14 protein-coding genes, 1 pseudogene and 1 riboswitch are annotated in these 20,082 nt (G+C 64.1%); of the genes and pseudogenes, 3 read left to right on the top strand and 12 right to left on the bottom strand.

What is annotated here, in order from left to right; translation table 11 throughout:
- Window positions 1-14: 14 nt before the first annotated feature.
- The 7 genes from ACX36O_RS06275 to ACX36O_RS06245 all read right to left on the bottom strand — a co-directional run bounded on the left by ACX36O_RS06275 (window position 15) and on the right by ACX36O_RS06245 (window position 7,548).
- Window positions 15-1,190, bottom strand: a complete 1,176-nt coding sequence (locus ACX36O_RS06275) for an acetyl-CoA C-acyltransferase (RefSeq protein WP_213360565.1) — start codon at window positions 1,188-1,190, stop codon at window positions 15-17.
- 32 nt (window positions 1,191-1,222) lie between these two features.
- Window positions 1,223-3,319, bottom strand: a complete 2,097-nt coding sequence (locus ACX36O_RS06270) for a 3-hydroxyacyl-CoA dehydrogenase NAD-binding domain-containing protein (RefSeq protein ID WP_488360209.1) — start codon at window positions 3,317-3,319, stop codon at window positions 1,223-1,225.
- Between the two features lie 239 nt (window positions 3,320-3,558).
- Window positions 3,559-3,897 carry an AzlD domain-containing protein gene (locus tag ACX36O_RS06265; RefSeq protein WP_213360563.1) on the bottom strand — a complete coding sequence of 113 codons (339 nt, stop codon included), beginning with the start codon at window positions 3,895-3,897 and terminating at the stop codon, window positions 3,559-3,561.
- Window positions 3,894-4,631, bottom strand: coding sequence for an AzlC family ABC transporter permease (locus ACX36O_RS06260; RefSeq protein WP_213360562.1), 738 nt, complete (start codon window positions 4,629-4,631; stop codon window positions 3,894-3,896). Before ACX36O_RS06260 ends, ACX36O_RS06265 begins: the two co-directional genes overlap by 4 nt.
- A gap of 13 nt (window positions 4,632-4,644) precedes the next feature.
- The gene (dusA, locus tag ACX36O_RS06255; protein WP_213360559.1) at window positions 4,645-5,655 is read right to left on the bottom strand and encodes a tRNA dihydrouridine(20/20a) synthase DusA; all 1,011 of its coding nucleotides are present in this window, start codon (window positions 5,653-5,655) and stop codon (window positions 4,645-4,647) included.
- A gap of 3 nt (window positions 5,656-5,658) precedes the next feature.
- A complete protein-coding gene (locus tag ACX36O_RS06250) occupies window positions 5,659-7,005 on the bottom strand; it encodes a sodium-dependent transporter (protein ID WP_213360555.1) in 1,347 nt (448 codons plus the stop codon).
- Between the two features lie 267 nt (window positions 7,006-7,272).
- The gene (locus ACX36O_RS06245; protein WP_213360553.1) at window positions 7,273-7,548 is read right to left on the bottom strand and encodes a metal/formaldehyde-sensitive transcriptional repressor; all 276 of its coding nucleotides are present in this window, start codon (window positions 7,546-7,548) and stop codon (window positions 7,273-7,275) included.
- A gap of 93 nt (window positions 7,549-7,641) precedes the next feature.
- Between ACX36O_RS06245 and ACX36O_RS06240 the strand changes: the two are divergent.
- Both ACX36O_RS06240 and ACX36O_RS06235 read left to right on the top strand, forming a co-directional pair.
- Window positions 7,642-8,253 (top strand): annotated as a pseudogene (locus ACX36O_RS06240) (cation diffusion facilitator family transporter); the annotation flags it as partial.
- A 268-nt stretch (window positions 8,254-8,521) separates the two neighbouring features.
- Window positions 8,522-9,526, top strand: coding sequence for an LD-carboxypeptidase (locus ACX36O_RS06235; protein WP_371698756.1), 1,005 nt, complete (start codon window positions 8,522-8,524; stop codon window positions 9,524-9,526).
- A 66-nt stretch (window positions 9,527-9,592) separates the two neighbouring features.
- Here the strand turns inward: ACX36O_RS06235 and purL are convergent, their stop codons facing one another.
- The 5 genes from purL to ACX36O_RS06210 form a co-directional block, all read right to left on the bottom strand.
- Window positions 9,593-13,642, bottom strand: a complete 4,050-nt coding sequence (gene purL / locus ACX36O_RS06230) for a phosphoribosylformylglycinamidine synthase (RefSeq protein ID WP_213360544.1) — start codon at window positions 13,640-13,642, stop codon at window positions 9,593-9,595.
- A gap of 209 nt (window positions 13,643-13,851) precedes the next feature.
- Window positions 13,852-14,670, bottom strand: a complete 819-nt coding sequence (locus ACX36O_RS06225; protein ID WP_213360541.1) for a heme ABC transporter ATP-binding protein — start codon at window positions 14,668-14,670, stop codon at window positions 13,852-13,854.
- A complete protein-coding gene (locus ACX36O_RS06220; RefSeq protein ID WP_488360208.1) occupies window positions 14,667-15,671 on the bottom strand; it encodes a FecCD family ABC transporter permease in 1,005 nt (334 codons plus the stop codon). Before ACX36O_RS06220 ends, ACX36O_RS06225 begins: the two co-directional genes overlap by 4 nt.
- A gap of 8 nt (window positions 15,672-15,679) precedes the next feature.
- Window positions 15,680-16,528 (bottom strand): ABC transporter substrate-binding protein, encoded by an 849-nt coding sequence (locus ACX36O_RS06215; RefSeq protein WP_213360537.1) that lies wholly within the window; start codon window positions 16,526-16,528, stop codon window positions 15,680-15,682.
- Between the two features lie 99 nt (window positions 16,529-16,627).
- Window positions 16,628-18,646, bottom strand: a complete 2,019-nt coding sequence (locus ACX36O_RS06210; RefSeq protein ID WP_488360207.1) for a TonB-dependent receptor plug domain-containing protein — start codon at window positions 18,644-18,646, stop codon at window positions 16,628-16,630.
- A gap of 195 nt (window positions 18,647-18,841) precedes the next feature.
- Window positions 18,842-19,115, bottom strand: a riboswitch (cobalamin riboswitch).
- A gap of 139 nt (window positions 19,116-19,254) precedes the next feature.
- Here ACX36O_RS06210 and map point away from each other — a divergent pair.
- A complete protein-coding gene (gene map, locus ACX36O_RS06205; protein WP_213360533.1) occupies window positions 19,255-20,073 on the top strand; it encodes a type I methionyl aminopeptidase in 819 nt (272 codons plus the stop codon).
- Window positions 20,074-20,082: the final 9 nt, after the last annotated feature.

Genomic DNA, 20,082 nt, shown 5'->3' with positions numbered 1-20,082 from the left:
GAAAAGCGCACAGCTTACAGCACTTCGAACACGCCCGCAGCCCCCATGCCGCCACCAATGCACATGGTGACGCAAACGCGCTTCGCGCCACGGCGCTTGCCCTCGATCAGCGCATGGCCCACCAGACGCTGACCGCTCATGCCGTAAGGGTGGCCGACGGCGATGGCGCCGCCGTTCACGTTGAGGCGATCTTCGGGAATGCCGAGGCGGTCGCGGCAGTACAGCACCTGCACGGCAAAAGCTTCGTTCAGTTCCCACAGGTCGATATCGTCCACTTTCAGTCCCAGACGGTCCAGCACCTTGGGCACGGCAAACACCGGGCCGATGCCCATTTCGTCGGGCGCGCAGCCGGCCACGGCAAAGCCGAGGAAGCGGCCCAGCGGCTGCAGGCCACGCTGTTCGGCCAGCTTCTCGTCCATCACCACGCAGGCACCGGCACCGTCAGAGAACTGGCTGGCGTTGCCGGCGGAAATGGTGCCGCCCGGCAGGCTGGAGCGCAAGCCGGCGACGGCTTCGAGCGTGGTGCCCTCACGCAGGCCCTCGTCCTTGCTGACGGTGACTTCGCGCGTGATCAGGCCCAAGGTCTTGTCAGCAATGCCGGCGGTGACGGTGATGGGCGCAATCTCGGCCTCAAACAGGCCGGCTGCCTGAGCGGCGCAGGCCTTCTGCTGGCTGACGGCGCCGTAAGCGTCCATGGCTTCGCGCGCGATGCCGTAACGCTTGGCCACGACTTCGGCAGTCTGCAGCATGTTCAGGTAGATGTCGGGGCGCTTTGCGGCGAGCCACGGGTCCTGCAGCATATGCTGGTTCATCTCCTGCTGCACGCAGGAAATGCTTTCCAGGCCACCGGCAACATAGACACTGCCCTCCCCTGCGATGATGCGCTGTGCGGCCAGCGCAATGGTCTGCAGTCCCGAGGAACAGTAGCGGTTCACCGTCATGCCGGAAACGGAATCCGGCAGACCGGCGCGAATCACGATCTGGCGTGCAATGTTGGCGCCGGTGGCGCCTTCGGGCAAGGCGCAGCCCATGATCACGTCTTCCACTTCGGCAGGGTCGATGCCGGCGCGCTGGACGGCGTGCTGCACCACATGGCCGCCCAGCGTGGCGCCGTGCGTGAGGTTGAAGGAACCCTTCCAGCTCTTGGCCAGCGGGGTGCGTGCAGTGGATACGATGACGGCAGAGGTCATGGCAAAAATCTCCTCGTTGTTCTGTTTATGGGTCAGGCGAACTGCTTGCCTTCGGCGACCAGACGCTGCAGCAAGGGGGCGGGTTGCCAGAATTCGGCATCGTCCAGCGGGTTGCGTGCAAAGTCGCGCATGGCCGTGAGTACCTGGTTCAGGCCCAGTTCGTTGGCGTAGTGCATGGGGCCGCCGCGGTGGATCGGGAAGCCATAGCCTGCGATGTAGACCATGTCGATGTCGCCGGACTTGCTGGCAATGCCTTCGTCGAGGATGCGTGCGCCCTCGTTCACCAGTGCCAGCACCAGGCGCTTGACGATTTCGTCATTGCTCACCTTGCGCGGCGTGATGCCTTTTTCCTTGCGATGGTCCTCGATCATCTGGTTGACCTGCGCGCTTGGCTGCGCGTCGCGCTTGCCGGCAGCGTAGTCGTACCAGCCGGCGCCGGTCTTCTGGCCGAAACGGCCCATTTCGCACAGCTTGTCGGCGGTGCCGCTGAAGCGGTAGCCGGGGCGCTCGACATACAGGCGCTTGCGGATGGCCCAACCGATGTCGTTGCCGGACAGGTCGGACATGCGGAACGGGCCCATCGGGAAGCCGAACTGCTCCAGCGCGCGATCGACCTGCTGCGGCGTGCAACCCTCATCCAGCAGGAAGCCGGCCTGGCGCAGGTACTCGCCGACCATGCGGTTGCCGATGAACCCGTCGCACACGCCGGAGACAACGGCAATCTTGCGGATCTTCTTGGCCAGAGCCATGACGGTAGCCAGCACGTCCTTGGCAGTCTGTTCGCCACGAACCACTTCCAGCAGCTTCATCACATTGGCGGGGCTGAAGAAATGCAGGCCCACCACGTCCTGCGGACGATGGGTGAAGGAGGCAATGCGATTCAGATCCAGCGTGGAGGTATTGCTGGCCAGGATGCAGCCGGGCTTGCAGACTTCATCCAGTTTGCGGAACACCTGCTCCTTCACGCCCATGTCCTCGAATACGGCTTCGATCACCAGATCGACGTCTTTCAGATCAGCGTAGTCAAGCGTGGTGTGCAGCAGGCCCATGCGCTGCTCCAGCTTGTCGGCCTTGAGCTTGCCTTTCTTGAGCTGGGCTTCGTAATTGCCACGGATGGTGGCAACACCGCGGTCCAGCGCCTCCTGCTTCATTTCGAGCAGCAGCACCGGGATGCCGGCGTTGAGGAAGTTCATGGCAATGCCGCCGCCCATGCCGGCGCCGATGATGCCGACCTTCTGCACCGGACGCAGCGGCGTGTCGGCCGGAACGTCGGCAATCTTGCTGGTGGCGCGCTCGGCGAAGAACAGATGGCGCAGCGAACGCGATTCGGGCGTCATCATCAGGTCCAGGAACAGGTCGCGCTCCTTGAGCAGACCTTCGTCCAGGCGGGTTTGCGTGGCGACCTGCACGGCGTCCACGCACTTGGCGGGTGCGGGGAGGTTCTTGGCCATGCCGCGCGCCATGTTGCGGGCGAACTGGAAATAGGCTTCGCCCTGCGGATGGGCGCAAGGCAGCTGGCGCACTTGCGGCAGCGGACGCACGTCGGCGATGCTTTCGGCAAAGGCGACGGCTTCGTGCAGCAGGGTCTCTGCGCTGGGGACCAGCTTGTCGAACAGCTTCTGGCCCGGAGCCTGGGCCAGCATCTCGGCGGGCACGCTGTTGCCCGTGATGATCATGTTCAGTGCCGGCTCCACCCCCAGCACACGCGGCAGACGCTGCGTGCCGCCTGCGCCAGGCAGCAGCCCGAGCTTGACTTCGGGCAGAGCAATCTGCGTGCCGGCCGCCACCACGCGGTAATGGCAGCCCAGCGACAGTTCCAGGCCGCCGCCCATGGTCAGTCCATGCAGGGCCGCCACGACAGGCTTGGTGGCATGCTCGACCGCGTGGATCATGGTGTGCAGGTTGGGTTCGGCAAAGGCGAGATCGGTGCCGAACTCCTTGATGTCTGCCCCGCTGCAGAACTGCTTGCCTGCACCATTGATGACGATGGCCCGGACGTCTGCGTCCTGTTCGGCTTGCTGCAGGGCCTGCATGAAGGCCTTGCGGGTGGCCAGGCCCAGCCCGTTCATGGGCGGGTTGTCGAGAGTGATGACGGCCACCGGGCCGCGCTTGGCGAAATGCGCTGTCATGGAAGTGAGTCTCCGGCTGGAGTTCCGTCTTCCCTGCGGCAGACGGAACGGAAAACCGCATCTGCCGACAAGCAGAAAAGTACGGTCGTTTTATTTTCAGCCGATTGTAGGGGAGAAATCGCACATTAAATGTGAAGTCCCTACAAGGGTAAACCCATGGAGTACGAAAGAACGCGACTTGCGCCGGGCTCTACGGAGGTAGTGCACTCTGCCGGACTCGGGAAAGCCCGAGCAAGGGCTCAGGCGAGCGCGTAGGAAAGACCGCCGTAGGCCAGAATCCCCGCCAGCGTCGGCAGTGCAACACCGCCGGCGACACGGCGCGCCAGCACGATGGCCAGCAGGGACAGCAGCACCCGCGCGAGCGGCCAGACCGGCTGCCCCCACTGCCATTGCGACCAGAGCGAAGCCACCAGCAAGGCGCCGATGGCCGCCGGGCCGAGTGCCTGCAAGGCTCCGCGCAGCCAGGGCTGCATGGCCTCGTCGCCCCGCCCCTGGTGCCAGCGCATGGGCCACAGGCGCAGCACGAAGGTCCCCAGGCCGCAGAGCAGGATGATCCACCACAGGTTGGCGGTGTTCATGGTGCGCCCTCCGCTTCGGTGGCCGGATCAGGATCACGCGCGCCATCCCACGCGCCCAGAATGGCGCCGCTGGCCAGTCCGCCAAGCATGGCGATATGCCCCGGCAGCAGCCACAGCAGGACGGCCGTGGCCAGCATAGCCCCAAGCGTAACGCGCAAACGCGTGTGGCGCAGGATTTCCAGCAGCAAGGCAAAGAACAGCGCAGGCAGCACGAAATCCAGCGTCTCGCGCAGCCACGGTGCCTGCTGGCCGAGCTGGTGACCCAGCAAGGCACCGACTGCCGTGCCCGACACCCACGAGGCATAGGCGCCCAGTTGCATGCCCAGATACCAGTCCTGCCGCTGCTCCGGGGCGATCCGGTCCAGCCGGCCGATGGAGGTGGCATAGACTTCGTCCGTCAGGCCGAAAGCCAAAACCGGCAAAGGCAGGCGCTGGCGCGTACTGCCAAGCTTGTCGAGAACGGACGGCCCGTAGAACAGATGACGCACATTCATCAGCAGCACGGTGGAAATGATGCCAAAGGCCCCTGCCCCGGCCGCAGCCAGGGCCACCAGCACGAACTGGGCAGCGCCCGCGTACACGGTGAGCGAGACCAGAATCGCCAGCCAGGGAGCGAAACCCGCCTGGATCGCGGCCAGGCCGAACGAGACGGCAATCGGAAAATAGCCCAGTCCGATCGACAGGCTGTCCGTCAGCCCCTTGCCGACCGTGGGAAAGTGAATACGTGCAGACATGAGGGCGTGCGCGTCAGTCCGCGTCCTGCTCCAGCGCCGGCGGCGACGAGTGTAATGCCTTCTGCGCCAGGTCGTACACCTCGCGCGCACGTGCACTCTTGAGGCGATGGTCGCTCCATACCTGGCGCCAGCGCCGCGCCCCGCGCTGGCCGTGGCGCAGGCCCAGCATGCAGCGGGCCACGGCATACCACCAGGTGTCGTACCGGGCGGCTTCGCGCTCCATGTAGTCCACCATGGCCAGTTCCACCTCGTCGCGCGTGAGCGTGACGGCGCGGTCTGGTTCGCCGGCCATCAACCCGTCCCACCGGGTGAGTGACCACGGGTTGTGCCAGGCCTCGCGGCCGATCATCACGCCGTCGACGTGGCGCCAGTGTTCCTGGATCTGCTCCGCAGTCGTTACGCCGCCGTTGAGTGAAATATCGAGCTGCGGAAAATCCTGCTTCAGGCGATACACCACGTCGTAGCGCAGCGGCGGGATTTCGCGGTTTTCCTTGGGGCTCAGGCCCTTGAGCCAGGCATTGCGCGCATGCACGATGAAGTGCTGTACGCCACTGTCCGCCAGCGTGCCGACAAAATCGCGCACCATGGCGTAACTCTCGTCCTTGTCCAGCCCGATGCGGTGCTTGACCGTGACCGGCACGTGTTGCACCGCGTCCTGCATGGCCTTGACGCAATCGGCCACCAGATCCGGCTCGCGCATCAGGCAGGCCCCAAAGGCACCGGATTGCACACGCTCGCTCGGGCAGCCGCAGTTGAGGTTGATCTCGTCATAACCCCACTGCTCGCCCATGCGCGCGCTTTCGGCCAGCATGGCCGGATCGCTGCCGCCAAGCTGCAGCGCCACCGGATGCTCCTCGGCGTTGTAGCGCAGATGGCTGTCGGCCGCGCCGCGCGTGATGGCGCCCTGGTTGATCATCTCCGTATAGAGCAAGGCGTTCTTGCTCAGCAGCCGCCAGAAATAGCGGGCGTGCCGGTCGGAAACATCCAACAGCGGCGCAGTGGCCAGGCGCGGACGCTCACCCATGTATTACCCCAGCAGCATGCTGACAAACACCGCAATCACGCCAAGCGGTGCCACGAAACGGCTGACCACGCTCCAGATGGTGTAGCCGGTGCCTTCCAGGCCCAGTTCCTTGCGGATGCTTTCCTGGTTCATGAACCAGCCGGCGAAGATGATGATGCCCAGGCCGGTCAGCGGCAGCATGAACTTGCTGGTAAGCTTGTCCAGGAAGTCGAAGATGTTGTTGCCCATGATCTGCACATCGCTCCAGTGGTTGAAGGACAGCAGCGAGGCCACGCCCAGCAGCCAGATCACACTACCCGCCAGCAGGGTGGCCGACTTGCGGCCGAGCGGGGTCTTCTCTTCCAGCAGCGCCACCACCGGCTCCAGCAGCGACATGGAGGACGTCAGCGCGGCAAAGGTCAGCAGGATGAAAAACAGCGTACCCAGCAGCGTGCCGGCCGGCATGTTGCCGAAGGCGATGGGCAGCGTCACGAAGATCAGGCCGGGGCCGGAGCTGGGCTCGAGACCGTGCGAGAACACCAGCGGGAAGATCGCCAGGCCCGCCATCAGCGCGATTAAGGTATCCAGCAGCACTACCGTGCGTGCCGCGCCCAGCAGGTTCACATCCTTGCCCAGGTAGGCGCCATAGGCGGTCATGATGCCCATGCCCAACGACAGCGTGAAGAAGGCATGGCCCAGTGCGGCCAGCACCACGTTGCCATTCACGGCGGACCAGTCCGGCGTGAACAGGAACTGCAGCGTGCGCCCGAAGGAGTCGGTGGCGAGAATGCCGTTGGCCACCAGGATCAGCAGCACGACGACCAGCGCCGGCATCATGATCTTGGATGCGCGCTCCAGGCCGGACGTGACGCCCATGGCGACGATGCCCATGGTCAGCGCCATGAAGACCGTGTGCCACACCAGCAGGCTGTTGGAGTTGGCGAGGAAACCTTCGAACACGGCGCCGGTTTCCTTGCCCGTCATGCCGCTGAACGTACCGCTACCCGTGAGCAGCAGGTAGTCCAGCGCCCAGCCGCCGATCACGCTGTAGAACGACAGGATCAGGAAGGCGCCCAGCACGCCGGAAATGCCCAGCCACTTCCAGCCGCGGGAGCGGTTTTCGCTCACGGCCACGTGCTCCATGGCCTGGATCGGGTTCTTTTGCGCGCGACGGCCGATCAGCCACTCCATCACCAGGATGGGCACGCCGATCAGCGCAATGCACAGCAGATAGGTGATGACAAAGGCCGAGCCGCCGCTCACGCCGGTCATGTAGGGGAACTTCCAGATATTGCCGAGGCCGACGGCAGAGCCGGTAGCGGCCAGGATGAAGCCAAGCCGCGAGCCCCACTGGGCATGAGTGGATGTCATGATGCTGGAACCTTTCTTTGATCTCGTGGATGCAAAGCCCGGCAAATGCCGTCGCACGGCTGCAGGGATAGCCTGCAGCGCGCAGTCGCAAGTTTGCGGGAGGAGAAAAAATTGGTAATAGGCCAGTGCCGTGGAGGCAGATCAGGCAATTACCGTGCCTTGGCCGGGATGGTGGCCAAAGCGTCGGGTGGCCGACATTTTAGCCCAGGGGCCCGAGAGGAAACCCTAGGCAGTATCCCCAAGCAAACGATAGTCCCACGATGTCGGTCATTTGAGGTAGCTGCGCAGCACTTCCAGCAACTGTTCCGTGTCGGCCTCGCGCTGCTGCACGCTAGCGTCAGGGTCGCTCATGTGGCCGCTGATATGCCCTTCGAGCACCTGCAGCATCAGGCCATTGACAGCGCCACGGATGGACGCAATCTGCTGCAGCACCGTCATGCATTCGGCCTCTGAGTCGAGCGCCTTGCCCAGCGCCTGCACCTGCCCTTCGATGCGGCGCACGCGCGCCTGCAGGCGCTTCTTGTCGGAAACTGTGTGGCTCATGGCGGGCATCTTAGCAGCCCTTTCGGATCTGCAGAAATAGTATAGGGGGGTATACTATTTTTCACTAGCGCTTTGCCCGCTTCTGCATTGCATATGTCCCTCTCTTCCACTTCTTCCACCCCCGTGCGCCAGCCCTGCAAACACGGGCATTGCTTTGATACCGGCAATCCGCTGGCGGAACGTGGCACCCGGCTGGCCATGTGGCTCACCATCGTGATGATGGTGGCGGAGATTGTCGGAGGCTGGTGGTATGGCTCCATGGCGCTGCTGGCGGATGGCTGGCACATGGGATCACACGCCATCGCACTGGGGCTTGCCGCTTTCGCCTACGCTTACGCGCGCAGGCATGCAGCCGATCCGCGTTTTGCCTTTGGCACCTGGAAAGTGGAGGTGCTCGCCAGCTACACCAGTGCCCTGCTGCTGCTCGGGATTGCTGCGCTGATGCTGTATGAATCGGTGGAGCGCGTGCTCAATCCCGTGGCGATTCACTACAACGAAGCGATCACGGTGGCGATCATCGGGCTGGGGGTGAATCTTGTATGCGCCAAGCTACTGCATGGGGGACACGACCACGACCACGACCATGGGCATGGGCACGATGCTCATGGCGCACAGCACCATGATCTGAACCTGCATGCCGCCTACATCCATGTGCTGACCGACGCCGCAACTTCTGTGCTGGCCATCGTGGCGCTGTTTGCCGGCAAGTCGCGGCCGGGGGAATGCCCTGCCCGCCCGGAAGTTGTGCTCGCACGAGCGCCAGCGAAGCTGGTGATCAGGGTGCCTGGTCGCATGGCGATTCCTGACGACAGTGTAGGATAGCTGAAACTTCCGCATCCATTGTGCCTGCCCGATGCATCCAGACCGCCTCTTTCCCACTCGCCGCTCCGTTCTGCGCTCGGGCCTTTCCCTGGCGCTGGGAGGTACGCTTGCGCTCCGCACGCCGGCTGCAGCGGGGGCGGAGAACGGCAACTTGCTGCGATTCTTTGCGCCCTCTGGCTACCTCGCGGACCCGGAACGTATCCACACTGGAATCAATCGCCTGCTTGCCGCCGGTTTCAAGCTGGATAACACCCAGGCACTCTATCGCCGCCACCAGCGCTTTGCCGGCACGGATATCGAACGGATTGCTGATCTGCAAGATGTGGCCGGCGGGCGGGCGCCTGTGCCGAAGGTTTTGCTGGGCGCACGCGGCGGGTATGGCGCCATGCGCCTGCTGCCGCACATCGACTGGGTCTCCCTGGGCGGCCGCATGCGCGAGGCTGGGACACTGCTGCTGGGCTACAGCGATATCTGTGCCGTGCAACTCGCGCTGCTGGCTCAGGGCAGAACAGGCAGCTTCGCCGGACCCCTGCTCTACAGTGAATTCGGCAGCCCGAATCCCAGCCTGTATACGCTGCAGCAGTTCATCCGGACGGTGACCAGCCGCGAGTTGCAGATCGACGTTACGGCGCCAGTGGAAAGGCAGCTCAAGCTGCACGGCACTTGGTGGGGCGGCAATTTGTCCGTGCTGTCGTCGCTGGCAGGGAGCCCGTGGCTGCCGAACGTGCCAGGAGGCATTCTGTTTGTGGAGGACGTCGGCGAGCAGCCTTATCGCATCGAGCGGATGCTGCAAACACTGTATCTGGCCGGAGTTTTCAAACAGCAGCAGGCCATCGTTTTCGGCACTTTTCGGCTGAGCAAGGAACGCGACCTGTATGACGAGAGTTACGATCTGGATACGGTGATTGATACGCTGCGGCGCCTGACCAGGCTGCCTGTGCTGACAGGGTTCCCGTCGGGGCATATTCGGGACAAGGTAACGGTGCCGTTGGGTTATCCTGCGGCGCTGCAAACCGGCGCTCAAGGATATAGCGTGCGGTTTTCAGGCCATCCGATCCTGGAAACATCCCAATTGAACCTGCCCTCCCTGCTTGAGGTGCCAGAAGGAATCACGCCATCTCAGAGGCAAACCTTGCCCCAGGAGCCGGTCGAATGACCAGACGCATGTAAAAAAGAACCGACTCTCGCCGGCTCCTGTTTCACGGACTACGCAACGGGCAGGTCACACCACCCACTTGCGCGCATTCACCCACATCTGCATCCACGGGCTGAAGCCGCTGCGGTCGCCCGCCTGCTTCGGATCGGTCCAGCTCATCTGGATCTGGCGGAACACGCGCTCGGGGTGCGGCATCATGGCGGTGAAGCGGCCATCGGCGGTGGTTACGGCCGTCAGGCCGCCGGCACTGCCGTTGGGGTTGAACGGGTAGACCTCGGTCGGCTGGCCGTGGTTGTCCACGTAGCGCATGGCCTTGAGCACCTGGTTCTCGTTGCCCTGCACCGTGAAGTTGGCATAGCCTTCGCCATGCGCCACGGCGATCGGCAGGCGGCTGCCGGCCATGCCCTGCAGGAAGATGCTGGGCGATTCCAGTACCTCGACCATGCTCAGGCGCGCCTCGAAGCGTGCGCTCTGGTTGTGAGTGAAACGCGGCCAGTGCTCGGCACCCGGGATCATGCTGGCCAGTTCGGCAAACATCTGGCAACCGTTGCACACGCCCAGCGCGAAGGTGTCATTGCGGCCGAAGAACTGGGCGAAGGCGTCGCGCAGCATCGGGTTGAAGGTGATGGAGCGCGCCCAGCCCACACCGGCACCCAGGGTATCGCCGTAGCTGAAGCCGCCGCAGGCCACCACGCCCTGCATGTCGGCCAGCTTGACGCGGCCGGACTGCAGGTCTGTCATGTGCACGTCGAAGGCTTGGAAACCGGCACGGTCGAAGGCATAGGCCATCTCGATGTGCGAGTTAACGCCTTGCTCGCGCAGCACGGCCACGCGCGGGCGGCTGGTATGCACCGCAGGTGCTTCAGGCTTGAAGGTGAGGTGCACGTGCATGCCCGGGTCTTCCTTGACGCCGGCGGCTGCGTGCTCGCTGTCTGCGCACTCGGGGTTGTCGCGCAGCTGGCAGATTTTCCAGCTCACGCTGTCCCAGACCTGATGCAGGTCAAACAGGTCGGCCGCGAAGATCTGCTGCGCATCGCGCCAGATGGAGAGCTGGCCCTTGCCCAGTTCCATGGCGGAGGCGTCCGAGCGCACGGTACCGATGAAATGGCTGCTGGCGCCCAGACCGTGCTCACGCAGCACCTGCATGACGGCGCTGCGATCCGCACTGCGCACCTGCAGCACCACACCGAGTTCCTCGTTGAACAGGGCATTGAGCGTCTGCTCGTGGCGCAGGCCGCTGACCTGCTGCGCCCAGTTCTTGCTCTCGCCGCTGTCCATGCGGCTGTCGCTCACGCCGTCGCCGGCGCTCATCAGCATGTCGATATTCAGCGCCACGCCCACATGGCCGGCAAAGGCCATTTCGGCCACGGCCGCCAGCAGGCCGCCGTCGCTGCGGTCGTGGTAGGCCAGGATCTTGCCTTCGCTGCGAAGCTGGTTGATGGCCTTGACCAGTTCCACCAGATCCTGCGGAGAATCCAGATCCGGCACCACGTCGCCGCCCTGCCCCAGCACCTGGCTCAGAATGCTGCCGGCCATGCGATTCTGGCCGTGGCCCAGGTCGACCAGCAGCAGATGGGTTTCGGCTTCCTCGTTGTTCAGTTGCGGCGTGAGCGTGCCGCGCACGTCGTCCACTGTGGCGAAAGCGGAAACGATCAGGCTCACCGGCGATACCACCTTGCGGCTCTGGGCGGCGCCTTCAGCCGTCGGATCCTGCCACTGCGTGCGCATGGAGAGCGAGTCCTTGCCCACCGGAATCGAAACACCCAGCTGCGGGCACAGTTCCATGCCCACGGCCTCGACCGTGCGGTACAGCGCGGCATCTTCGCCGGCTTCGCCGCAGGCTGCCATCCAGTTGGCACTGAGCTTGACGCGCGACAGTTCGATCGGCGCAGCCAGCAGGTTGGTGATGGCTTCGGCCACGGCCATGCGACCAGAGGCGGGAGCATCGAGCACGGCCAGCGGGGTGCGCTCGCCCATGCTCATGGCCTCGCCGGCCACGCCAGAGTAATCGGTCAGGGTCACGGCTACATCGGCCACCGGTACCTGCCAGGGGCCGACCATCTGGTCGCGGTGCGTCAGGCCCCCCACGGCGCGGTCGCCGATGGTGATCAGGAAGCGCTTGCTGGCCACGGTCGGGTGGCTCAGCACCTGAATCACGGCGTCCTGCAGGGTGATATCGCTCACGTCCAGCGGCATGCCCTTGTGCTGGATGGTCTGCACATTGCGCTGCATCTTGGGCGGCTTGCCCAGCAGCACGTTCATCGGCATATCGACCGGCTGCTGGCCTTCCCTGGCGGCAGCGCCAGTCTCCAGATCGATGTCGCCCACCTTCAGCTCACGCTCTTCAGTGGTGACGCCGACGACCGCAAACGGGCAACGCTCGCGCTCGCACAGGGCGCGGAACTTGGCCAGGCTCTCGGGCGCGATGGCCATGACGTAGCGTTCCTGGCTCTCATTGCACCAGATTTCCTTGGGCGCCATGCCGGTTTCTTCCAGCGGCACCTGGCGCAGGTCGAAACGGGCACCACGTGCGGCGTCGTTGACCAGCTCGGGGAAGGCATTGGACAGGCCGCCGGCGCCCACGTCGTGGATGGCCAGGATCGGGTTGTTGTCGCCCATGGCCCAGCAGTGGTTGATCACCTCCTGGGCACGGCGCTCGATTTCGGGGTTGCCGCGCTGCACGGAGTCGAAGTCCAGATGCGCGGCGTTGGCGCCGCTGCTCATGGAGCTGGCCGCGCCGCCGCCCATGCCGATGCGCATGCCGGGGCCGCCGAGCTGCACCAGCAGGGTGCCGGCCGGGAACATGATCTTGTGCGTCTGCGTGGCGTCGATGGAGCCCAGGCCGCCAGCAATCATGATGGGCTTGTGGTAGCCCATCTGGCGTACCTGCACGCCATCGGCAGTGCTGCTGACGATGGTCTGCTCATACTCGCGGAAGTAACCGGCCAGGTTCGGGCGGCCGAATTCGTCGTTGAAGGCGGCGCCGCCAAGCGGGCCCTCGATCATGATCTGCAGCGGGCTGGCGATATGCGCCGGCTTGCCGCCGGGCTGATCGCTCATGCCGTCCCACAGTTTGGAGACGGTAAAACCGGTCAGGCCGGCCTTGGGACGGGAGCCGCGGCCGGTGGCGCCTTCGTCGCGGATCTCGCCGCCGGCGCCGGTGGCTGCGCCCGCGTACGGAGAAATCGCCGTCGGGTGGTTGTGCGTCTCGACCTTCATCAGCACGTGCTGCAGCACCTCTTCGCCTGCGTAGGCCATGCCTTCGCAAGTATCCCGATTGGCCACAAAACGTTCACTGTTACGGCCTTCCATGATGGCGGCGTTGTCACTGTAGGCCACGATGGTGTGCTGCGGCGACACCTGCTCGGTGTTGCGGATCATGCCGAACAGCGACTTGACCTGCTTCTCGCCATCGATGGTGAACTCGGCATTGAAAATCTTGTGGCGGCAGTGTTCGCTATTGGCCTGGGCGAACATCATCAGCTCGACGTCGGTCGGGTTGCGCTGCAGCGTGGTGAAGGCATCCACCAGGTAGTCGATTTCATCATCGGCCAGGGCCAGGCCCCAGTTTTTGTTGGCGACTTCCAGCGCCGCGCGGCCGCCCTGCAGCACGTCGACCTGCTCCATGGGAGCGGCCGGGAGGTGGGTGAACAGATCCTTGGCGGCGTCGAGCGAAGGCAACACACTTTCTGTCATGCGGTCGTGCAGCAAAGCCGCCACTGCTTCGCGTTCGCTGTCGCTCAGACTGGCGCCGTGCAGGAAGTATTCGGTGCCACGCTCCACGCGGCGCACACCGGCAGTTTCGGTCAGGCCGCAGTTGCGGGCAATGTCGGTGGCCTTGGACGCCCAGGGCGACACGGTGCCGATGCGGGGGGTGACGACGAGGGTGGTGTTGGCAGCGCCCTGCTCGTTGTAGGCCTCGCCGTAGGTCAGCAATTGCTCCAGCGAGGTGCGGCTGGCGGGATCGAGTTCGGTATCGCTTTCCACCCAGTGGGCAAAGCGCGCGCTGATGGCCTGCACACCCGGCGCCACCGCCTGGATCTGGTTCAGCAACTGGCGTGCACGAAACGCGGTCAGGGCATTGCCGCCCTCGAAGGATGTGATGAATGTTTGCATGGGGGTGGACGCAGTGGACATGAGGCCGCTGGAGGGTCTGGAATCAGGGATGCAAGCTGTCGGCGCAAGCCGCCAGTGCCAGGATTCTGCCAATGAAAAAACCTGCCGGTACTGCTACCGGCATGACAGACTCCATTGTAAACGTCACGTGTAATGCGAGTGCCCCCGCGACGGCCAAAACTGCTGCCATCCAGGGCGATTACAACGGTTCAGGCGAAGACTTCCCACGGCACGACACAGGAAGCGCCGGGCTGCTCCATGCGCAGCACCTGCAGGTTGAACACCTGCTGCAGCAGATCATCGTCCAGCACGGCATGCGGTGCACCCCGGGCCACCATGCGGCCCTGCTGCAGCACGCAGACCTGGGTGCAGAAGCGAGAGGCCAGCGTCAGATCGTGCAGCACCACGGCGACAGCCATGCCCTGCCCTGCCAGTTGCTGCAGCAAGGCCATGATGTGAAGCTGGTGGGCCGGATCGAGCGCCGCCAACGGTTCGTCGGCCAGCAGGACCGGGGCTTGCGTGGCGAGGGCACGGGCCAGAAGCACACGGGCGCGCTCGCCGCCGGAGAGCGTCTGCACGTTGCGCGCGGCCAGGGTGTGGCAGTCGGCCAGTTCCATGGCCTGCTCGACTGCCTGGCGGCCGGACGCCGTATGGCCGTCACCGTGCGGCAGACGGCCCAAGGCGACCACATCTCGCACTGGCAGCGGCCAGTGCACCTGCTGGCCCTGCGCCAGATAGGCCATGCGCCGTGCGCGCTCGCGTGCGGACCAGTGCTGCAGGGGCTTGTCTTCCAGCGTGATGGCGCCCTGCTCCGGCTGCACCACGCCGAGCAAGGCGCGCAGCAGCGTGGTCTTGCCGGCTCCGTTGGGACCCAGCACGCCGAGCAACTGGCCTGGCTGCAGTTCGAGATGCACGCCGTCCAGCAGACGGCGCTCCTCGGCCTTGACCACGAGGCCGCTGGCCTGCAACAGTGAAGCCTTGCCGGCTACTTGCGTCTGCATGGCCTGATCCTGCATCACTGCGCTCATGCTTCCCTCCGGTGCAGACGCAGAATCAGCGACAGGAAGAACGGCGCACCAATCAGCGCCGTCAGCACACCCAGCTTGAGCTCCTGTCCTTCGTTGTAGAGCAGGCGCACGCCCATGTCCGCCAGCAGCAGCAGCACGGCACCCGCCCATGCGGAAGCGGGCAGCAATCGAGCCGGATCGGCCTTGACCCAGGGGCGCATCAGGTGCGGCGCAACGAGTCCGATAAAGCCGATCGATCCCGCCACCGATACGGCCGCACCGACGCTGCAGGCCGTCCCGACCAGCACCAGCAGGCGCAGTCGGCGCAGATCGATGCCCAGCGAGTGCGCCGTTTCCTCGCCCAGTGCCAGTGCCTGCAGGCCGCGGCGGGACTGCCACAGCAACAGCATCCCGACCAGGATCGCGGGCACGGCGAGCCCGACTTCGCGCATGCTGCGGTCGGCCAGCGAGCCCATCATCCAGAACACGATTTCCTGCAAGGCAAAGGCATTGCGCGACCAGTTCATCACCAGCGCGATCAGGGCGCTGCTGAGCGCCGAAATTGCCACACCGGCCAGAATCAGCGTGGTGGTGTCATCGTTGCGGCGCGCCAACGCAAACACCAGCGCAACGGCCAGCGCCGTGCCGGCCATGCCTGCGAGTGGCAAGGCCAGCACCATCGCCTGGGCCAGACCGGTATACAGCGCCACCACGGCGCCCAGCGCCGCGCCGCCTGTCACGCCCAGCAGCCCGGGTTCTGCCAGGGGATTGCGCAGCAGGCCCTGCAAGGCCGCACCGGACATGCCCAGGGACGCCCCCACCGCCACGCACAGCACGGTGCGGGGCACGCGCAAGTCCCACAGGATGCGCGACGGCACCCATTCACCCGCCAGCGCGCCCTGCAGCAGGCGCAGCGGTTTCATGTCGGCATAGCCCACGGCCAGCGAGGCGAGCGCCAACGCCGCCAGCAGCAGCCCCGCGGGCAGCCACCACAGGCTGGAGCGAATTCCGGTTTCTTGCATGGCCCGCATTATGAAGCGCTCTTGCGCTGCGCCAGCATGCGCGCCACCTGCAGACTCCAGTAGCCGCCGCAGATGGTCATGCGCGTCGGCAGGATGGTCTCGCTCAGGCTGGTACCGGCCAGCGCGGGATGCAGTTGCTCACGCGGTTCCACACTGGGGAGCTTGCGCGCGTAATCGGGGGTCATCATCAGGTCGGGCTGGGCTTCGACCAGGCGCTCCAGCGGCAAATAGCCGTAGCCATTGAGGCCTGCCAGCACGCCGGCATTGCGATAGCCGGCCAGTTGCAGCAGCTCATCCATCATGGTGCCCTTGCCGGTGCTGTAGCCCTGCCAGCTGCGCTCGGCGGCGATCGGCCAGGGCTTTGGATCGCCCTGCACGGTGGTGCGCAGCGCCTGCTCCTGTTCGCGGATGGTCTGCACGAGCTTCTGCCCGCGCTCTGGCTCGCCGACGGCAGCGGCGACAAGCTCAGTCTGCGTGACCACTTCGTCCAGCTTGTGCGCCAGCGGCACCTCCACCACGCGGATGCCGAGATCGCGCAGCATCTGGCTGGTGTAACGCGTGGTGTAGGCACCTACCAGCACCAGATCGGGCTTGAGCAGCAGCACTTCTTCCGTATCGCCACGGACAATCGGCAAGGTGCGCGCCTTCGTCTCCAGCATGGACAGCTCGGGATCATGCGCCAGCTTGCTCAGTGCCGCGATACGCTGCGGCTCGACCAGCTGCAGCAGCAACTGGTCGGCGCAGAGGTTGAGGGAGACGATGCGCTGGGGCTTGGCGGTAATGGCCGCCTTGCTCGCCCCAAGCGGAGCGGGTTTGTCGGCCGGTTGGCAGCCCCCTAGCGTTGCCAGCAGACACACGCCAGCCGCCACCGTAACGCCCCACCGCCCCCGCCGAGGCGGCGGAACGGGCGAACATTCAGCGGATTCGGGCGTGTGCCACACAGTCATGCCGGCAGCTTACTTGAAGTCCCAGCGGTAACCCAGCTTGAACTCGCGGCCGGGCATGGCATAGCCGGGAACCGACTCGTAATTCTTGTCGAACAGGTTGTCGACACTGAAGCTCAGGGTGTGATTCGGCAGGAAGCGGTAGGCCACGCTGGCGTCCCACAGGGTGTAGCCCGGGTACTGCTTGGTGGTACTGCTCCAGTCGGCAAAGAAGGCGCTCTTGGTGGCCTTGCCGGTATAACGGGCGCCCACTCGCGTGTGCAACTTGTCCCAGTTGCCGTCCAGTGTCAAGCGTGCACTGTGTTTGGGTACGTACTCAAGATCTTTCCATACACCCTTGCTCTCTGATTCGGCGCGGAGGCTATGGGTATAACCCAATCCGAGTTTGAGATTGGGATTGATGTCCCAGCCTGCCGTGAGTTCGAGTCCGCGCATGCGGGCCTGATCTGCGTTGATCCAACTGGTGTAGCCTTTGCCTGCTTCCTGATATTTGTAGCTGACGATCTTGTCCTTGACGCGGGTGTCATAAAAGGTCAGGTCAACGTTCCAGTCAGGCTGTTCCAGCGTGACGCCGATATCCGCGCTGCGGCTGCTCTCGGGCTTCAGGTTGGGGTTGCCACGGTAGTTCGAGAACGTGGAGTAGTCCCCTGCCAGCTTCCATGCGCTGGGCGCCATGAAGCCCTTGCCGGCCGAGGCGTGCACGGCCACCATCGGCGTAAAGTAGTGCTTGATACCCGCGCTCGGGCTGAACTGGTTGAATGTCCGGCTTTGCGGCGTATTGTTGGGCAGCAGGGCCGTCGGCAAGGTGGACAGCTTGAAGCGGTCATAACGTCCACCCACGTACACGTTGGTCTGATCGTTATTGAATGCCATATGCTGTTGCGCGTAGATGGCAGTCGTCTGCAGCTTGCTGTCGGGGTTGTAAACCGTTGCGGGACCGAACAGGTAGCTGACCGATCCGGCCTTGGTCTGGTCGTAATCCACACCATACACCAGCTTGTAGCCATCCGCCCAGGTCCATTCATCCTTGAGTTGTGCGCCCTGCCAGGTGATTTTTGCATCGAAATCCAGCGGACGCTGGCCGCTTGGCGGCGCCTTGTAAGTAGTGTTGGTTTCCTTGCCGGAATAGACAGCCGCGCTCAACGCATGTTGCCCCATCACCCCCTTGAGCTTGGCACTGTACAAATCGCGCTTCACATCCTTGACAGTAGGCTTGCCGTCATACTCCGACCAGGCACCAGGGTTCCCAACATCATCGCCGCGCGCCACATCTGCACGAGCGTCAAGTGTCCAGCCCGGAGCAAGTTCAAAACCGAGCCGGAGTCCGTGACTGTACTGAGTGGCAGCGCTGTTGTTCCAGCGCGTGCCATCGCCGGACTTGTAGTCACCCTGCTTCTGCCATGATCCGAAATAGTCCAGGTTCAGCCACGGAGTCAGTGCACCGCCAATATCCGCTTGCACCGAACGATGCTTGAAGTTGCCGACAGAAACGCCAACCCCGCCCTGCAGATCGCCAGTACGGCGAACCGGAATCACATTGATAACGCCAGACATGGCTTGTGCGCCATACAAAGCAGAAGACGGTCCGCGCAGCACCTCGACCCGAGCGGCCCCCTGGCTGGGAATCAGGCCAATGTTGTCCTTGATGGCAGGGATGCCGTCCTGCAGAAACAGCGTCTGCCACGACTCACCCACCATCGGAGAACTGGGCGTATAACCGCGCACGGAAACGGCAGCATTCATGCCCGGATACTGTTTGATATCGACGTTGGCGGTCTTGTCCAGCAGGTCAGCCAGATCGTGGTGGGGTGTCTGCTCGATTTCCTTGCGGGTAACCACCTCGATACGCTGTGGCGTATCCTTCAGGCGCATTTCCGATCGTGCGCCCGTTACGACGACGCGATAGGTGTCTGCATTGGCGCCAGTGTCTTGCGATGCAGCCACAACCTCAACAGGCCCTGCCGTCTGCGCCACGGCAGCAGCAACCGGCGTCAGGCAGAAAAGCAAGCCTGCCAGGCGGATGGATTCCATTTTCATTTTCAAAGCCACTCTCGATTTTCCTGATGGCCACGCTGCACGCAGACAGTTTCGCTGCAGGCATTGCACGACATCGCACAGGCCATGCAAAGCCTGCTTGCGTTGTCACGACGATGCCGGAAGAAACAAGCGATGTTCTGTCTGCTCCCCGCAGACGGCCAGGTTCAAGCTGTCGCAACCCTGATCCGACAGCATCCACAACAACAGGCCGGTATCCGGACTCGCAAGTTCTGGTGCATCGCCTTCCCACAGGCGGCGCGCGCGTTGCCTTGCACAACGCCGCACCGCACCTGCAGTGGCTGCCGCGCCATCGATTGGCGCAGCCTGATACACCCACACTCGCTTACCGTTGCGGGGGCAGTCCGGGCCTGACGTTGCCATGCAACGCGCACCCGGTTCCCGTTTAACCTGCGCATTCCGGCCGCAGCCGGCGCCTGCAGGCACCTGTGGTCTAGTGCACCGGCCACACGCCGATGCGTGACCGATTGTAATTACAAACCCTGTCGCTGCCCACGAAATGGGCAAAACTTTGCCGTTCAAGTGCCTGTACGCAACGCCCCTTTGCCCACGCGGGATGCCGCATTGCAGGATAATTGCGCCCCATGACCATCAAGATTCATACACCCGAAGAAATCGATCACATGCGGGTGGCCTGCCGTTTCGCGGCCGAGCTGCTCGACTATATCGGCCCGCACATCGTCCCCGGCGTCACCACCAACGAGATCGACCGCCTGTGCGAGGAGTACACCTCCAGCCGTGGTTCCGTTTCTGCGCCGCTCAACTACGCGCCCCCGGGCCACACGCCCTACCCCAAGTCCATCTGCACTTCGGTCAACCAGCAGGTGTGCCACGGCATCCCCAACGACAAGCCGCTGAAAAAAGGCGATATCGTCAACATTGACGTGACCCCCATCACCAACGGCTGGCATGGCGACAGCAGCCGCATGTTCATCGTGGGCGGCGAAGATGCTGCGCCCCCGTTCGTGCGCCGTCTGTGCCGCGTCACCCATGAGTCGATGTGGAAAGGCATTGTCGAAGTCAAGCCGGGCGCGCGCCTGGGCGATATCGGCAGCGCCATCCAGAAATACGTCGAAAGCCACGGCTACAGCGTGGTGCGCGAATTCTGCGGCCACGGCATCGGACAGGAATTCCATACCGAACCGCAGGTACTGCACTACGGCAAGCCCGGCACGCTGGAAGAGCTGCAGCCCGGCATGATTTTCACGATTGAACCGATGGTCAACGCCGGCCGCCGCGAGATCAAGGAATCGAACGACGGCTGGTCCATCGTGACGAAGGACCGTTCGCTGTCGGCCCAGTACGAACACACCATCGTCGTGACCGAAACCGGCTACGAAGTGCTGACCGTGTCGGAAGGCATGCCGGCGCTGCCGGACTTCGTCAGCGCCATCCGCACCTGAACCCGTCCT

The organism is Brachymonas sp. KE5 (assembly GCF_057773645.1).
Note: the sequence above shows the minus strand (reverse complement) of the source record. Positions and strands in the feature narration are given on the sequence as shown.

Coding starts and splice junctions, on each gene's coding strand:
- ACX36O_RS06275 (WP_213360565.1), bottom strand. CDS start 1,190: ATGACCTCTGCCGTCATCGTATCCACTGCACGCACCCCGCTGGCCAAG.
- ACX36O_RS06270 (WP_488360209.1), bottom strand. CDS start 3,319: ATGACAGCGCATTTCGCCAAGCGCGGCCCGGTGGCCGTCATCACTCTC.
- ACX36O_RS06265 (WP_213360563.1), bottom strand. CDS start 3,897: ATGAACACCGCCAACCTGTGGTGGATCATCCTGCTCTGCGGCCTGGGG.
- ACX36O_RS06260 (WP_213360562.1), bottom strand. CDS start 4,631: ATGTCTGCACGTATTCACTTTCCCACGGTCGGCAAGGGGCTGACGGAC.
- dusA (WP_213360559.1), bottom strand. CDS start 5,655: ATGGGTGAGCGTCCGCGCCTGGCCACTGCGCCGCTGTTGGATGTTTCC.
- ACX36O_RS06250 (WP_213360555.1), bottom strand. CDS start 7,005: ATGACATCCACTCATGCCCAGTGGGGCTCGCGGCTTGGCTTCATCCTG.
- ACX36O_RS06245 (WP_213360553.1), bottom strand. CDS start 7,548: ATGAGCCACACAGTTTCCGACAAGAAGCGCCTGCAGGCGCGCGTGCGC.
- purL (WP_213360544.1), bottom strand. CDS start 13,642: ATGCAAACATTCATCACATCCTTCGAGGGCGGCAATGCCCTGACCGCG.
- ACX36O_RS06225 (WP_213360541.1), bottom strand. CDS start 14,670: ATGAGCGCAGTGATGCAGGATCAGGCCATGCAGACGCAAGTAGCCGGC.
- ACX36O_RS06220 (WP_488360208.1), bottom strand. CDS start 15,671: ATGCAAGAAACCGGAATTCGCTCCAGCCTGTGGTGGCTGCCCGCGGGG.
- ACX36O_RS06210 (WP_488360207.1), bottom strand. CDS start 18,646: ATGGAATCCATCCGCCTGGCAGGCTTGCTTTTCTGCCTGACGCCGGTT.
- map (WP_213360533.1), top strand. CDS start 19,255: ATGACCATCAAGATTCATACACCCGAAGAAATCGATCACATGCGGGTG.